Origin of the sequence: Ramlibacter paludis (assembly GCF_022012305.1) — a bacterium.
In the GTDB taxonomy this organism is placed as follows: domain Bacteria; phylum Pseudomonadota; class Gammaproteobacteria; order Burkholderiales; family Burkholderiaceae_C; genus Ramlibacter; species Ramlibacter paludis.
The window spans coordinates 673,705-688,567 of the sequence record NZ_JAKLTM010000002.1 but is presented as its reverse complement, the minus strand read 5'-3'; the positions used below and the strand labels follow the sequence as shown (position 1 = coordinate 688,567).

Here is a 14,863-nt window from a genome sequence, read left to right as displayed (position 1 = left end):
CCCGCCGCGCAGCACGTGCGGTGACAATGCGGGTTTCACCGCCCTGAAGAAAGACCGCATTGGCACGCCCCTCTCCCTGGCCCGACAAGGTGCTGGCCGTCCTGCGCGCCGGCAACCCGGCCGCCGCCATCGCGCAGATCAAGGTCGCGCCCAGCGTGCGTGACCTGCGCGCGCTGGAAAAGGCGCTGGCTGCGGCGCAACTCGGCGGCAAGTGGCGCGACGTCGACCAGGCGATCGCCGAAAGCCTGCAAGCGTTGTCCGCGCCGCGTCTGCACCGCTCGCCATGACGGCGGCCACCTTCGAATCGCTCGGGCTGGCGCCCGCGCTCGCGCACGCGTGCAAGGAAGTCGGCTACCTCGCGCCCTCGGCAATCCAGGTCGAGGCGATCCCGCCGCTGCTGCGCGGCCAGGACCTGCTGGGGCTCGCGCCCACGGGCTCGGGCAAGACGGCCGCCTTCGTGCTGCCGCTGCTGCAGCGCCTCGCGGAAGGCCGGCAACGCGCCTTCCGCCGCGTGCGCGTGCTCGTGCTGGTGCCTACGCGCGAACTGGCGACGCAGGTCGGCGAGGTGTTCCGCCGCCTGGGCGGCGCCAGCGCGCATCCGCCCAGGGTGTCCATCCTGCACGGCGGCGTGTCGGTGAATCCGCAGATGATGGCGCTGCGCGGTGGCGCCGACATCGTCGTCGCCACGCCGGGCCGGCTGCTGGACCTGATGGAACGCAACGCGCTGCGGCTGGACATCGTCGAGGCGCTGGTGCTGGACGAGGCCGACCGCCTGCTGGACCTGGGCTTCGCCGCCGAGCGCGAGCGCGTGCTGGCCGCCTTGCCCGCGCAGCGGCAGAACCTGTTGTTCTCCGCCACCTTTCCCGCCGAGGTGCAGGCGCTGGCCGATGCGCTGCTGCGTGACGCGGTGCGGGTCGAAGCGGCGACGCAGGCGCGCTCGGAGCCGCAGATCACCCAGCGCGTGATCGCGGTCGATGCGCCGCGCCGCACCGAGCTGCTGCGCCACCTGGTCGAAGAAGGCAAGTGGCCGCGCGTGCTGGTCTTCGTCGCCACGCGCCATGCGACCGAGCACGTCGCCGCCAAGCTGCGTGCGCGCGGCGTGCAGGCCGCGGCCCTGCACGGCGAGCTGAGCCAGGGCGGGCGCACCGACGTGCTCCGCGGCTTCAAGGAAGGCGCGTGGACCGTGCTGGTCACCACCGACCTGGCCGGCCGCGGCATCGACATCGCGGGCCTCGACGTGGTCGTCAACTACGACCTGCCGCGCTCCGCCGACGACTACGTGCATCGCATCGGACGCACGGGGCGCGCGGGCGCCGCCGGCCTGGCGATCAGTTTCACCAGCGCGGCCACCGAGCCGCACCTGCGGCTGATCGAAAAGCGCAACGGCCTGGCCTTGCCGCGCGAGCAGGTGCCCGGCTTCGAGCCCGTCGAAACGGAGGCGCCACCGCGCGCCGACGCCGGCACCGGCGGCATCAAGGGGCGCCGCCCCAGCAAGAAGGACAAGCTGCGGGCGGCCGCGGCCAAGGGCGCACCACCCTGAGGCATCGCCTCCGGGTTTATGGGACTTTTGTCCAATAGGACGGCCGCGACCCAGGCACGAACATGCTTGCGTGACCTGTCGCGCCTGGATGCTGGCTACCGCTGTCGCGGCGCTCACCCTCGCCGGCGAGGGGCACGCGCAGGCGCAGCCCGCGGCCCCGCAGGCGGGCGCGCGGCCCAAGATCTGCCTGGTGCTTTCGGGCGGCGGCGCGCGCGGCGCGGCGCACGTCGGCGTGCTCAAGGTGCTGCAGGAGATGCGGGTGCCGGTAGATTGCGTCACCGGCACCAGCATGGGCGCCATCGTCGGCGCGGCCTACGCCTCGGGCACCCCCATCGACGACATGCAGGCGGTGCTCTCCAAGATGTCGACCCGGCTGCTGTTCAAGGACCTGCCGCCGCGCGAGGAGCGTTCCGTCCACCTCAAGCGCGACGACGCCACCAACCTCGCGCCGTTCGAGCTGGGGCTGGGCAGCAAGGGACTGGCCCTGCCGCGAGGCCTGGTCTCGGGCGTGCAACTCGAAAGCGTGCTGCGTGAGTTGAGCCGCGCCGGCGGCATCCAGACCTTCGACCGCCTGCCCATTCCGTTTCGCGCCGTCGCCACCGACCTGATCACCGGCAAGCCGGTGGTGCTGTCGCAAGGGGACCTGCCCGCGGCCATGCGCGCCAGCATGTCGGTGCCGGGCGCGATCGAGCCGGTGCGGCTGCAAGGCCACCTGCTGGTGGATGGCGGGCTTACCAACAACCTGCCGGTGGATGTGGCGCGCGCGATGGGCGCGGACCTGGTGATCGCCGTCAACCTCGGCACGCCGCTGGGCAGCGCCGAATCGCTGAATTCCATCCTCGGGGTCACCGCGCAGATGGTGAGCATCCTCACCGAGCAGAACGTGCAGCGCTCGCTGGCCAGCCTGGGCCCGCGCGACATCCTGATCCTGCCGCTGCTGGGCGAATTCTCGGCTGCCGACTTCGACCACCTCGACGTGCCAGTGCCGCTGGGCGAAGCGGCGGCGCGGGCGGTCGCCGCGCAGCTCGCGCCTTATGCGCTGCCGCCCGAGGCCTACGTGGCCTGGGAGCAGCGCCGCATCGCGATCGACCGCACGCCGCTGCCCACCGTGGACGAGATCCGCTTCGAAGGCCTGCAGCGCGTGAACCCCGCCACGGCGCTGGCGGTGATGGAGACCCAGGTGGGGCAGCCCGTCGACCAGAAGGTGCTGGACCGCGACATGCGGCGGGTGTACGGCACCGGCGACTTCGAGCATGTGGGCTACCGCTTCCTCGAGGAGCCCGGCCAGCGCGTGCTGGCGGTCGACGCCGCGGAGAAGTCCTGGGGCCCGAACTACCTGCGCATGGGGCTGGGCCTCTCGTCCGACTTCAAGGGCGACTCCTTCTTCAACCTGCTGGCCAGCTACCGCATGACCTGGCTGAACGACCTGGGCGGCGAGTTCCGCACCGACGCCCAGGTGGGCCGCACCAACCGCCTGGGCCTGCAGTTCCACCAGCCGCTGCAGAAGGGCCCGGGCCTGTTCGTGGTGCCGCGCATCGAGCACGAACGCCGCACCACCGACGTCTTCAGCAACGACCAGCGCGTGGCCAGCTACGACACCAGTGCGACCGCCGTGGCGTTGGAGGCCGGCGCGCAGTTCACCCGCTACGGTGAAACCCGGCTGGGCCTCGTGTATTCGCGCTGGCGCACGTCGCTCGACACCGGCCTGCCGGTCGTTGCCGCGCCCGACGGCTACCAGTACGAGGGGGCCGTGACCTGGCGCGCGCTGGTCGATCAGCTGGACAGCGTGAGCTTTCCCCGGGCGGGCTATGGCGGCAGCGTCGAAGTGCTTGCCGCACGCAAGGAGCTGGGCAGCGAAGGCAACTACACCCGACTGGAACTGGCCGGCACCTACGTCAAGTCCTTCGACGACCACACCTTCCAGCTGGGCGTGAAGGTGGGGCAGCGCTACGGCTCCGATCCGCTGCCGCCGGTGCGGCAGTTCCAGTGGGGCGGCATGCTGCAGCAATCGGGCTATCCCACCGGCGCGCTGATCGGCGAGGACCTGCGGTTCGCGCGGCTCGTTTACTACAATCGCGTCGCACGTTGGCAGCTGCTGGAGGGAATCTACGTGGGAGGCTCGCTCGAGGTCGGCCGCATGGGGCGTCCGCTGGTTCCCGGCAACCAGCAGGGCACGCTGTATTCCGGCTCGCTGCTGTTCGGCGTGGACACGCCGATCGGCCCGCTCTACCTGGCCGCCGGACATGCGGCCCGCGGCTACAACGCCTTCTACCTGTTCCTGGGCCGGCCATGAAGGACCGGCTCGCCTTCAGCGCGCCCGTGGCCGCGGCGCAGGCCGAAGGCCGCGCGATCGTCGCGCTGGAATCCACCATCATCGCGCACGGCATGCCGTATCCCGAGAACGTGCGCACCGCGCGCGAGGTGGAAGCGGTCATCCGCGGACTGGGCGCCGAGCCCGCGACCATCGCGGTGATGGGCGGGCGCATCCGGATCGGCCTGTCCGACGAGGAACTCGAACTGCTCGGTCGCTCCGGCGAAGCCGCGAAGGTGAGCCGGCGTGACCTGCCGGCGGTGCTGGCCGGCGGCGGTCTCGGCGCCACGACGGTCGCCGGCACCATGATCTGCGCCGCCCTGGCGGGCATGCGGGTGTTCGTCACCGGCGGCATCGGCGGCGTGCACCGGGGCGCGGAGACCAGCTTCGACATCTCGGCCGACCTGCAGGAGCTCGCGAAGACGTCTGTGTGCGTGGTGTGCGCGGGCGCCAAGTCGGTGTTGGACATCGGACTCACGCTCGAATACCTGGAGACGCATGGCGTGCCGGTGTTGTCTTGCGAGCAGGACAACTTCGCCGCGTTCTACACGCGCGACAGCGGCTTTCGCGCCGACTACCGCTATGACGATCCGCGCGAGCAGGCGGGGTTCCTGCGCGCGAAGTGGGAGCTGGGCCTGGAAGGCGGCGTGGTCCTGAGCACGCCCGTGCCCGAGGGCGCCGCGATGCCGCGCGAGGAGATCGATCGGATTACGCGGCAGGCGCTGGACGAAGCCGCGGCGCAGGGCGTGGTGGGCAAGGCGGTCACGCCCTTTCTGCTGGCGCGCATCAAGGCGCTGACGGGCGGGCGCAGCCTGGCGACCAATATTGCGCTGGTGAAGCACAACGCGGAGGTTGGGGCGCGGCTGGCGCTGGCGCTGGCGCGAGGGTGAAGACGAACTTGCGTGGGTGCCCCCATCGAGGGTAGGCGGGATCGCGCATGGGCGATACGCCGGTCTACGGATTCGCCCGAGGGTGGAAACTCGCGCATGGCGGATTTGATTCCAGTTTATGTAACGGGGATTGGTGGGGCGGGGGAAAGCTGATAGAAATCGGAACCTTGCAGTGGGGAGGAGTTGACGGTGTTTTCGATGCGGTTACATGAAGGTGTGGAATTGGCGGCGGGTTGGCGCTCTATATCACGTTAGAGGTCACAGGAGACACCGATGACAAAGCACAGCCTTCGTATCCGGTTTCAGTGGGTGATTGGTTTCTACGCAGTTGCAGTGATCGCCGCGGTCTCTATTCGACTCGTAGATCAGACCAACGGTCAGTGGGTGTACGCGACGTACAAGGATCTCATGCCCCTCCTGATTGCGTTACCTGCAGCTTGGCTTGGCTACTGCTTGCAAAGGAGAAGTAGCTACATGCAGCAGTTGAGGTCGCTGTGGTCGAAGCTGGTTGAGACTATTCAGGTCGCGAATCAGTACACGTACTTGCACAATCCTACTCAGGAGCAGTACGCCGTAGTCCTTCAGCGGCTGAGTATCGCGATCGACGAGATTCGAGGTGTGTTCATGAACCTCGGTGAGCGCGACGGACAGCGGGGGCTGTACCCGTTCGAGCCTATTAAGCAAATTCACGCGGCGGTGCTGGCGGTCGGGTTTGGCTCCAACGCAACCCAGGAGAAGCTCGCGAAACTTCGGGAGCTCACATTCGAACTGTGGAGGGCGGTCCGCAACGAATTGCTGAAGGAGTTCGACCGCGAGCAGCCGACCTACTACCATTCACACTATGCCAGCCGAGATCATTGGCGCGAGATTCTGGGCGAGAAAGTTGGCGCCAAGAAGGTGGTGAATGAGCTCTAACAAATCGGTCGACTCGGACACGTTGCGGCAAGGGGCCGCACAGTGCCGTTGGAAATTGTGCACCGTGCGGCCCCTTGCCGCAACGCGCCGGTCACCTTCACGTTAGACCGCACAATCCGACGCTGTCGTCAATCAACAACCGAAGAAGAAAAATGCAAGAAGCTCCGGTGCTCGACCTAGAAGCCGTGTTTAACGAGGCGGCCTTTCCTGAGCATACGTATGTTGACCCGAAGGAGTACCCCTTCATCAAGTCCGCGCTTCGGGCGAAGGGAAAGCACGTGACGATTTCTGGTGCATCTGGCTCCGGGAAGACGACGGTGGTCAACAAGATTCTTCGAGATCTGGGCATCAAACCCACGGAGATATTGCTGATCAACGGGCGTGAATACAAGCACCACACGAACTACTTGGAGATGCTCGGCGCTATCGTCGGAGTGGACCCGACCTACGACGAAATCGCGCCTTACCTTGCCTCTCAGCGATTGGTCATCATCGACGACTTCCACCATCTGTCGGAGAGCGTGAAGGATGGCCTGTCTGAAGACCTCAAGCTTTGGCATGAGAAGGCAGTTCGCTTCGTTCTGATTGGGATTGCCTCTAGCGCTCGTGACCTTGCAGGCAACGACAAGGAGCTGGGTATCAGGAATGACGTCTTTGATCTGAGAACGCAGGATGAGAAGTTCGTGCGCCAATTGATGGTGCAAGGTGCAGGCCACCTGCGGCTGCGGTTCTCTGAGCGTTTCATTCAAGAGACAGCCGCGGGGTCTAAGGGCATTCCTTCAGTGGTGCAAGCGATTTGCCGCACGGCATGCATCAAGAACGGAATTGAGAGAACGCAAGCCGCTGAAGTGGAGATCGATGAGTCGCTCGCCAACATAAGACAGGAGGTCTTACGCATCTTCGAGCACAAGTACTTTGACAAGATCGTGGCGCTCTCAAAGGGGAAGCTTCAGGCAAAGTCTGTTCACAACACCTACTTCGACATCGTCGCTGCCATTGCCAAAGACGAGCGATCGGACATTCCAACCGAGTACTTGTACCGCACGATCGTCGCGCCTATCACAGATCCAAAGAAAAAGAATCAGAAATCGACGTCTTATTACAACTGCCTCAACTACCTTGGCGATGTGATTAAGGACTCCAAACTCGATGACGTGATCATGTATCGGAAGGGAAAATCGATTTCGATTGAGGATCCGACCTTCCGCTTCTACCTGAATCTGTTGGACTTGGACGATGTCCGTCGACGCATCCATATTCGGAACGACGAATACCCATGGGATGTCGCGGTTTCTTTCGCAGGCGAAGACCGCCCCACAGTCTTGAATTTCGTGAAGGGTCTGGAGGAGAAGGGAATCTTCCCCTTCTATGACTTCAACTACCAGGCGCAACTATGGGGTGTCGATCTGCAGAAGCGCCTCGCAGACATTTACGCGAACGATGCGCTCTATATGGTGATCTTCATCTCGTCCAAGTATCCCGAAAAGGATTGGACGCGATTCGAGTTCGAGATCGGAAAATCAGCAGGATCGAAGCGCCCCGAGGCGTACATCTTGCCGATCATCATCGAGGATGTCCCAATGGTTGGATTGGCGAACACACTCGGCAAAGTCTTTCTGAAGGATCATGACATTGCTTACTGCGTTGACTTGCTGACGGCCAAACTGACGGCGGAACAGTAGGTGTGGTCTAACAGATCTACAAGGACTTCCCGTTAGTTCAAGCCTCTCCTTCGTCGGCGCCTGACGGCATAGCAGCAACAGATTCAGACTGCACATCTACAAACGGTCTTGTTGCACAGGAGTGTGCGGACCCACATACCAACCGCTCAGCGAGGCTCCATTCGATCGGCGCGGTCGCGGCCGCTACCTGTTAGCCGAGTTCACTCGCTGCCGGTCTGACCTGTTTGGTGCATCTGCGTTACGCGCCTGAGTTGAAGAGACAATCGTTCTATATGTCGAATGCCCTAAGCCGAAGCAGTTCGTGCGCCGGCATAGTGCGGGTCATACGGTCGCTCTCGCACCAGGACGGCCCAGATGATGCGGGCATTCTTGTTGGCCACGGCCACCAGCGTCTTTTGCCAGCCGATGCGCTGCTGCAGCTGCAGGATCCATCGCGACACGGCGTCGCTGCGACGCGCCGCGGTACCCACGACGGAGCGGGCGCCCTGGATCAGCAAGGTGCGCAAGTAGTCTTCGCCGCGTTTGGTGATGCCGCCCAGTGAAGCCTTGCCACCGCTGGAGTTCTGCCGCGGCACCAGCCCAGCCAGGCGGCGAACTGGCCGGCGCTGCGGAACTGGCGAAAATCAGCCACGCAGGCGACCAGGGCGCTCGCACTGGTGGGGCCGATGCCGCGGATTGGCATCAAGCGCTGCGCCTGGGCATCTTGTTTGGCATGGTCGCTGATCTGTGCATCACACCACGCGATCTCCGCGTCCAGAGCGCGCCAATGCGCAAACGCGCGGTCCAATCCGAGGCGCGCACAGCCAGGAAGCTCGTTGGAGGCATCCTCCAGCGCGTCGCCCAGTTGCGCCCGCAGCGCGCCTGGACCGAGCGGAAACACCAGGCCGAACTCGCTGAGCAAGCCGCGTATGCGGTTGATGCACGCGGTGCGCTCCTCCTTGTAGGCTTCACGAAGCCGGTGCACGCAGAGCACGCCTTGCTGCGCGCAGCTCTTGATGGCGACAAATCGCATCTTGGGCCGGGACGCTGCTTCGCAGATGGCGGCGGCATCGGTTGCGTCGTTCTTGCCGCCTTTACCTTCCATGCGGTATGGCGTGACGAAGTGCGGCGCGATCAGCCGCGGCTGCAAGCCCAGTCGCTGAAGTCGGCGGGCCCAGTGGTGCGCACCCGAGCATGCTTCCATCGCGACAACGCAGCCTCCAGGCAACTGAGCGCACCAAGCGGCGAATTTCTGCCGGCTCATGCTGCGTGCGACGACCACCGCCTCCGTCGCGTCGACGCCATGCACCTGGATGACTTGCTTTGCCAGGTCCACACCCACTCGTGTAATCTCGGTCATGGACTTCCCCTTTCAAGGTTCAGATTGACTACCGCAAAAATCAATCTTGGCACTTTGATGCCGCTACCGCGATTGCGGGAAGTCCCTTCGTATTCGATCGACACGGGCGTGGAGCTTGCCTCGATCAAGCTGACACTCTGACCTAATGGCGAGAGTAGTCAATCGCGAATGGAAATAGGGCCTGACAAGCGCCGCCCACGCCGCTCCCTGCCGCTCCAACCCGTCGCCCCGCCACCCTGTTATCCCGCTTGATCCCCATTAGGCTCATTGATTCCGGCCACGCCACTCCCCGACGGATCCCGCCTCATGATCACCCGCTACGCCCTGTTCGAAGGCCGCATCCTGGAAGGGCAGACGGAAGCCTTTCGCGCCGCGGTCCTGGTGGAGGTCGTCCCGCACTGGAATGCGTTTCCGGGCGTTCTCGCCGTGCGGGTCTGCTTTGCCAACGAGCGCGATGACGGAGCCCCGGAGATCCCGTTGATTCTTGCCATCAGCTATGCGGATCGCGCAGCGGTGGACACCGCCCTGGCGAGCCCGGCCCGCGCTGCAGCGAAGGCGGCCACCGAAGCTATCCTGGCCCGCCACTTCGAGGGCCGGGTCCACCACCACATCACCGAAGCGCACGACTATCCGCACTAGTCGCGCAACGTGTGGCCGACTTTCGGTCTTGCGCTCAGCGCGCTTCATCGGCGCCTGAGGGTTTGCTCTGAAGCCGCCGCACCGCAGCGGCCGCACCATGATGGCCGCACGGAGGTAGCCCATGGCCAAGATCGAGTTGTGGCTGGAGTACGCCAGCACCTATTCCTACCTGACCGTCGCCCGCATCGGCAAGCTCGCCGACGCCAAGGGGCTGGCGATCGACTGGCAGCCCTTCTGGCTCTATCCCGTTCGCGAGGAGCAGCGCCTGCCCATGCCCTTCCCCGAAGGCTCGGCCCGCGCTCGGTACATGTGGACCGATCTCGAGCGGCGGGCGCGCGAGCTGGGCCTGCCTTACCGCAGGCCGGAGGTCTATCCCTTCAATTCGATGCCGATCGGCCGCGTCGCGTTGCTGGCCGCGCGTGAAGGATGGTGCAGGCCCTTCACGGAAGAGGCTTTCCGCCTGCACTGGACGCAAGGCGTCCTGATGGGAACGGCCGAGAACCTGGCGGCGGCGCTCGCGTTCGCGAAGCAGGACCCACAGCGGGTGCAGGCTCTGGCCGCGTCGGTGGAAATCAAGGACGCCTTCAAGCAGCAGACGGAGCGGGCGCTGGAGCGCGGCATCTTCGGCTCGCCCAGCTTCGTGGTGGACGGCGAGTTGTTCTGGGGTGACGACCGCCTGGAGGCCGCGATCGAGCGCGCGCTGCGCGCGGCCTGAGGCCACCGTGCAACCCCCCTTAACCTGGCTCCCGAGTTGCAGTACAAAGTCGAATCAGCAGGCCGCCCGCACCCGCCGGCAGCCGCCCGAAGGAGGCCTTCCATGGGCAGAGCCGAACGCCAGCGGCGGCATGACGCCAGCATGGAGCGCATCCAGCGCATGCAGCGCGTAGTGGGGCAGGGCGACCGCCTGCGCGTCGACCACGAAGGCACGGTGCTGGAACGCGCGCGCCTGATGATGGAGGAGATCCGCTCCCACGAGGCCACCGAGCTCGGGCTGGCCGCCTTCGACCGGCTGCTGCGGCTGGCCGAGGAACGCGATCCGCGCTACCACCGTGACATCGTCTGCTTCCTCGCGGCGATCTGGAACAACCAGTCGCTGCCCCTGGTCACGCTGCGCGGGCTGGACCAGGCCGTGGGCGACGACATGGTGGCGGTGCTCGATGCCTTTCGCTACGGGCGCATCAACCTGGCCGAGCAGGTCGAGGGCGGGCCGTCGCGCGTGGTGCGGGCGGTGCGGAGGGTGACTTTGGCGAAAGCCTGAATGGTGGGGTCGCCGGCGCGAACCCACCCTACGGGTCAACGGGATCCGCGGAAGAAAGCGTTGAGCTCCTGGCCCGAGGCTGCGCCGGCGAAACCATCGAAGCGGCCTTCCTTCGCGATCAGTTGCGCGGCGCGCTGGAAGCCGCCCCAGGCGGAACGCGCGAGTGCGCCGCCGACGCTGATGCGGCGCACGCCGAGGGCAGCGACGTCGTCCAGCATGAGCGGGCTGGCCGATCCGATCAGCAGGTTGACCGGTTTCGGCGCCACGGCGGCCACCACTGCGGCGATCTGCTCGCGCGTCTGGATGCCGGGCGCGTACAGGCAGTCGGCGCCGGCTTCCGCATAGGCCTGCAGGCGCCGGATCGCATCGTCCAGGTCCGGCACGCCGGCAAAGAAGTTTTCGGCGCGGCCGACCAGCAGGACGTCGGCGCCGCTCTCGCCGATCGCGGCGCGGGCCGCGCGCATGCGCTCCACGGCGGACGCCAGCTCGCGCAAGGGCTGCGCCGCGTCGCCGGTGGAGTCTTCGATCGAGAGGCCCGCGATGCCGGTGTCGATGGCGGCGCGCACGTTGCGCGCGACGCCGGCGGCATCGGGCGCGAAGCCGGCCTCGAAGTCGGCGTTCACCGGCAGCTCGGTGGCCGCCACCATCTCGCGCAAGTGCGCCAGCGTGTCCTCGAGCCCCATGCCGCCATCGGGCTGGCCGCGGCTCCAGGCGGCGCCCGAGCTGGTCGTGGCCAGCGCCTGGAAGCCCAGGCCTTGCAGGTAGCGGGCGCTGCCCACGTCCCAAGGGTTGGGGATCACGAAGCAGCCGCTGGCGTGCAGCTGGCGGAAGTGTTTGCGGCGGGCGGCGAGGTCCATGGCGGGGTTATACAGCGGGAGCCGCGGTTCGCAGGGGGAGCCGCGGTTCGGCTGCGCGCTCACCACGGCCTACGAACGCCGAACCGACGCGACCCCGTAGGCCGTGGTGACGCAGGAACCGCGGCTCCCCTCACGCCACCAGCGCCGCCGACTTCACCTGCGCCCACACCGGCATCCCCGCTTCCAGCCCCAGCCCATGCACCGCCCGCGCCGTGATGCGCGCCAGCAGCAGCACGCCGCCGCACTCCAGCTGCACCAGCGCCTGCGAACCATGCGCTCCTGGTGCGATCGCGCGCACGATGCAAGGCAGCACGTTCTGAATGCTGCTGCGCTCGGGCGGCGCCAGCGCCAGGCTGACGTCGCGCGCCAGCACGCGCACGCGCACCGCGTGACCGAGCGGCAGGCCCGGGTCGGGCAGCCAGAGCATGCCGCCGTCGAAGCGCACCAGCGCCAGCTGCCACTGCGTGTCGTGTTCCACCAGCGTGCCGTGCAGCAGCGCACCGGCTTCTTCGCCGGCCACGGCCGGCAAGTCGACGCGCGCCACGGTTTCCGCCAGCGGCCCGGAAGCGCGCACCTGGCCGGCTTCCAGCAGCACCAGGTGATCCGCCAGCCGCGCCACTTCGTCGCCGGAGTGCGTCACGTACAGCATGGGGATGCGCAATTCGTCGCGCAGCTTCTCCAGCCAGGGCAGGATCTCGCGCCGGCGCTGGAGGTCCAGCGATGCGAGCGGCTCGTCCAGCAGCAGGATGCGCGGCTGCGTCGCCAGGGCGCGCGCGATGGCCACGCGCTGGCGCTCGCCGCCCGACAACTCGTGCGGGCGGCGCCGCAGCAGGTGCTCGATGCCGAGCAGCGCCAGGAGGGGTTCGAGCGCTGTCGCGTCCGCTGCGGCCCGCCTGCGGCCGAACGCGAGGTTGCCCGCCACGTCGAGATGATCGAACAGGCTCGCCTCCTGGAACACGTAGCCCAAGGGCCGCTCGTGCGTCGGCAGCCGGATGCCGCGCGCCGTGTCCTGCCAGGTCGCGCCATCGACCACGATGCGTGCGTGGTCCGGCTGTTCGAGCCCCGCCACGCAGCGCAGGAGCGTCGTCTTGCCCGAGCCCGAAGGCCCGAAAACCGCGGTGATGCCGCTGGCCGGCAATTGCAGGTCCACATCCAGCAAGAAGCCGCCGCGCGCGAGCCGCAGTTGCAAGGCGAGCGCGCTCACCCGAACACCCGCGTGCTGCGCCGGTTCACCAGCGCCAGGGCCAGCAGCACCGTGAAGCTGAAGACCAGCAAGGCCGCCGACAGCGCATGCGCCTGCGCGTACTCCATCGCTTCCACGTGCCCGTAGATCTGGGTGGAGACGACACGGGTGCGCTCGGGGATGTTGCCGCCGATCATCAGCACCACGCCGAATTCGCCGACCGTGTGCGCGAAGGTCAGCACGCAGGCCTGCACGATGCCGCCGCGCGCGAGCGGCAGCACCACGTGGAAGAAGGTGTCCAGGGGACCCGCACGCAAGGTGGCCGCCACTTCCAGCGGCCGCTTGCCCACCGCCTCGAAGGCGTGCTGCAGCGGTTGCACCGCGAAGGGCAGCGAATAGAGCATCGAGCCGAGCAGCAGCCCGCCGAAGGTGAAAGGCAAGAGTCCGAGTCCCAGGCCTTGCGTCAACTGGCCGCCCCAGCCCTGCGGCCCGAAAGCGACCAGCAGGTAGAAGCCCAGCACGGTTGGCGGCAGCACGAGGGGCAGGGCGACGACCGCGGACACCGGGCCGCGCCAGCGCGAGCGCGTCTGCGCGAGCCACCAGGCCAGCGGCGCCGCGAGCACCAGCAGCAGCAGCGTGGTGGTCCCCGCCAGCTTCAGGGTGAGCCAGAGGGCCTGCAGGTCTTCGCGCGTGAAGCTCACCGGACCTCGTAGCCGTAGCCGCGCAGCGTCGCGCGGGCAGCGTTGCCCCGCAGATAGTTGATGAATGCGGCGGCGGCGGGATTTGACCCGCCCGGCTTCAGCACCACCGCGTCCTGCCGCAAGGGCGCGTGGTATTGGGCCGGCACGATCCAGGCGGAGCCCTTGGCAAGCTTGCCGTCGACCATCACTTGCGACAGCGCGACGAAGCCGAGCGGCGCGTTGCCCGTCGCGACGAACTGGAAGGCCTGCCCGATGCTCTCGCCTTGCACCAGGTGCGGCTGCCAGGCCGCCAGCACGCCGAGCTTCTCGAGCGTTGCCATGGCGGCAGCGCCATAGGGGGCCAGGCGCGGATCGGCAATGGCGAGCTTGCCCTGTGGCGCTCGCTGCAGCACGCGGCCCTGCGCATCGACGGCGGCCGGATCCGCGCTCCAGAGCGCGAGCCGCCCGGTCGCATAGGTGAAGCGCGTGCCCGGCACCGTGAAGCCCTCGCGCTCCAGCCTGGCCGGCGTCTCGTCGTCGGCCGCGAGCAGCACCTCGAACGGCGCGCCGCTTCGGACCTGCGCGTAGAACTTGCCCGTGGCGCCGAGCGCGACCACCGCTTCGTGGCCGCTCGCCCGGGCGAAGTCGGCGGCGATCTTCTGCATCGGCGCGGCCATGTTGGCGGCCACCGCGACCTGCACCTGCGCGGCCCCGGCGGTGCCGGCCGCCAGCAGGAGGGACAAGACAGCGGCACGGACCACGGAGCGCCTCGCTATTCAAAAAAGGAATAGCGAAAGTATAGGGGCGGCGGCACAATCGCGCCCATGCCCAAGAAGCCGCCCCTGGAGATCGCCGGCGCCCTCGGCCACCAGAGCGCCGACAAGCGGCTGGAGATCCTGCGCCGCGTCGCCGCGGTCGGCTCGATCTCGCAGTCGGCGCGCGATGCGGGGGTGAGCTACAAGGCCGCCTGGCAGGCGCTGGACACGCTCAGCAACCTGGCGGGCGCTGCGCTGGTGGAGCGGGCGGTGGGTGGAGCCGGCGGCGGCGGTGCCCGGCTGACCGCGGCCGGCGAGCAGGTGCTGCAGGCGGCCGACGAACTCGGCAAGGCGCGCGACGCCGTGCTGGAGCGCCTCGCCAAGCCGGGGCCGTCGCTGGCGGGCATCGGCTTGCGCACCAGCATGCGCAACCACTTGCCGGCGCGCGTCGCGGTCGTGCGGCCGCGCGCCGGGGCCATCGACGTCGTGCTGGTGCTGGCCGGCGGCGCTGCCCTGACGTCGCGCATCACGCGAGAAAGCGCGCAGTTGCTGGGGTTGCAACGGGGTCTCGATGTGCTGGCCTTGTGCAAGGCAACGGCCGTCACGGTCGCGGCCAGCGGTGAAGCGGGCGCCAACCTGCTGGAAGGAACGGTGACGCGCGCACCGCGTGCCACCGGCGGCGAAGTGGCCATGCAGCTGGATGGCGGCTTGCAGCTGGTCGGCTTCGCGGATGCCGCGAGCGGCCTGCGCGTGGGCAGCCACGCTGTGGCCCGCGTCGAGGCCGCGGCCCTGGTGATCGCCCTGCGGGAGTAGG

Annotated in this window: 15 protein-coding genes and 1 pseudogene; 10 read left to right on the top strand and 6 right to left on the bottom strand. The window is 67.5% G+C overall.

Going from position 1 to position 14,863, the window contains the following annotated elements; all coding sequences use genetic code 11:
* Positions 1–59 precede the first annotated feature (59 nt).
* The 6 genes from LZ009_RS09975 to LZ009_RS09950 all read left to right on the top strand — a co-directional run bounded on the left by LZ009_RS09975 (position 60) and on the right by LZ009_RS09950 (position 7,338).
* Positions 60–287 (top strand): hypothetical protein, encoded by a 228-nt coding sequence (locus LZ009_RS09975; RefSeq protein WP_275697755.1) that lies wholly within the window; start codon positions 60–62, stop codon positions 285–287.
* Positions 284–1,540, top strand: a complete 1,257-nt coding sequence (locus tag LZ009_RS09970; RefSeq protein ID WP_275697754.1) for a DEAD/DEAH box helicase — start codon at positions 284–286, stop codon at positions 1,538–1,540. The genes LZ009_RS09975 and LZ009_RS09970 overlap by 4 nt, the downstream gene beginning before the upstream one ends.
* Before the next feature lie 70 nt (positions 1,541–1,610).
* Positions 1,611–3,833: a patatin-like phospholipase family protein gene (locus LZ009_RS09965; protein WP_275697753.1), complete on the top strand. Its 2,223-nt coding sequence runs from the start codon at positions 1,611–1,613 to the stop codon at positions 3,831–3,833.
* Positions 3,830–4,741: a pseudouridine-5'-phosphate glycosidase gene (locus LZ009_RS09960; protein WP_275697752.1), complete on the top strand. Its 912-nt coding sequence runs from the start codon at positions 3,830–3,832 to the stop codon at positions 4,739–4,741. Before LZ009_RS09965 ends, LZ009_RS09960 begins: the two co-directional genes overlap by 4 nt.
* A 273-nt stretch (positions 4,742–5,014) precedes the next feature.
* Positions 5,015–5,656 (top strand): hypothetical protein, encoded by a 642-nt coding sequence (locus tag LZ009_RS09955; RefSeq protein WP_275697751.1) that lies wholly within the window; start codon positions 5,015–5,017, stop codon positions 5,654–5,656.
* A 152-nt stretch (positions 5,657–5,808) separates the two neighbouring features.
* Positions 5,809–7,338, top strand: coding sequence for a TIR domain-containing protein (locus tag LZ009_RS09950; RefSeq protein WP_275697750.1), 1,530 nt, complete (start codon positions 5,809–5,811; stop codon positions 7,336–7,338).
* Between the two features lie 284 nt (positions 7,339–7,622).
* On the opposite strand, the gene LZ009_RS24360 is transcribed toward LZ009_RS09950, so the two are convergent.
* On the bottom strand, positions 7,623–7,844 hold the full coding sequence (locus LZ009_RS24360) for a hypothetical protein (protein ID WP_430300257.1): 222 nt from the start codon (positions 7,842–7,844) through the stop codon (positions 7,623–7,625).
* Positions 7,845–7,856: 12 nt separating this feature from the next.
* Positions 7,857–8,677: pseudogene (locus LZ009_RS09945) on the bottom strand (IS110 family RNA-guided transposase); the annotation flags it as partial.
* A gap of 306 nt (positions 8,678–8,983) precedes the next feature.
* On the opposite strand from LZ009_RS09945, the gene LZ009_RS09940 reads away from it, so the two are divergent.
* From LZ009_RS09940 to LZ009_RS09930, 3 genes are all read left to right on the top strand, one after another.
* A complete protein-coding gene (locus LZ009_RS09940; protein WP_275697749.1) occupies positions 8,984–9,316 on the top strand; it encodes a hypothetical protein in 333 nt (110 codons plus the stop codon).
* Positions 9,317–9,437: 121 nt separating this feature from the next.
* Complete coding sequence (locus tag LZ009_RS09935) at positions 9,438–10,031, top strand: 2-hydroxychromene-2-carboxylate isomerase (protein ID WP_275697748.1); 594 nt, start codon at positions 9,438–9,440, stop codon at positions 10,029–10,031.
* Between the two features lie 102 nt (positions 10,032–10,133).
* A complete protein-coding gene (locus LZ009_RS09930) occupies positions 10,134–10,574 on the top strand; it encodes a DUF7673 family protein (RefSeq protein ID WP_275697747.1) in 441 nt (146 codons plus the stop codon).
* A gap of 35 nt (positions 10,575–10,609) precedes the next feature.
* Here the strand turns inward: LZ009_RS09930 and LZ009_RS09925 are convergent, their stop codons facing one another.
* The 4 genes from LZ009_RS09925 to modA all read right to left on the bottom strand — a co-directional run bounded on the left by LZ009_RS09925 (position 10,610) and on the right by modA (position 14,037).
* Entirely contained in the window at positions 10,610–11,431 is an 822-nt protein-coding gene (locus LZ009_RS09925) for an isocitrate lyase/PEP mutase family protein (protein WP_275697746.1), read from the bottom strand.
* A 130-nt stretch (positions 11,432–11,561) separates the two neighbouring features.
* Positions 11,562–12,635 carry a molybdenum ABC transporter ATP-binding protein gene (gene modC / locus LZ009_RS09920; RefSeq protein WP_275697745.1) on the bottom strand — a complete coding sequence of 358 codons (1,074 nt, stop codon included), beginning with the start codon at positions 12,633–12,635 and terminating at the stop codon, positions 11,562–11,564.
* Positions 12,632–13,315, bottom strand: coding sequence for a molybdate ABC transporter permease subunit (gene modB / locus LZ009_RS09915; RefSeq protein ID WP_275697744.1), 684 nt, complete (start codon positions 13,313–13,315; stop codon positions 12,632–12,634). Before modB ends, modC begins: the two co-directional genes overlap by 4 nt.
* A complete protein-coding gene (gene modA, locus LZ009_RS09910) occupies positions 13,312–14,037 on the bottom strand; it encodes a molybdate ABC transporter substrate-binding protein (RefSeq protein WP_275697743.1) in 726 nt (241 codons plus the stop codon). Before modA ends, modB begins: the two co-directional genes overlap by 4 nt.
* A gap of 81 nt (positions 14,038–14,118) precedes the next feature.
* On the opposite strand from modA, the gene LZ009_RS09905 reads away from it, so the two are divergent.
* Positions 14,119–14,862, top strand: a complete 744-nt coding sequence (locus tag LZ009_RS09905) for a TOBE domain-containing protein (RefSeq protein ID WP_275697742.1) — start codon at positions 14,119–14,121, stop codon at positions 14,860–14,862.
* The last annotated feature ends 1 nt before the right edge of the window (position 14,863 follow it).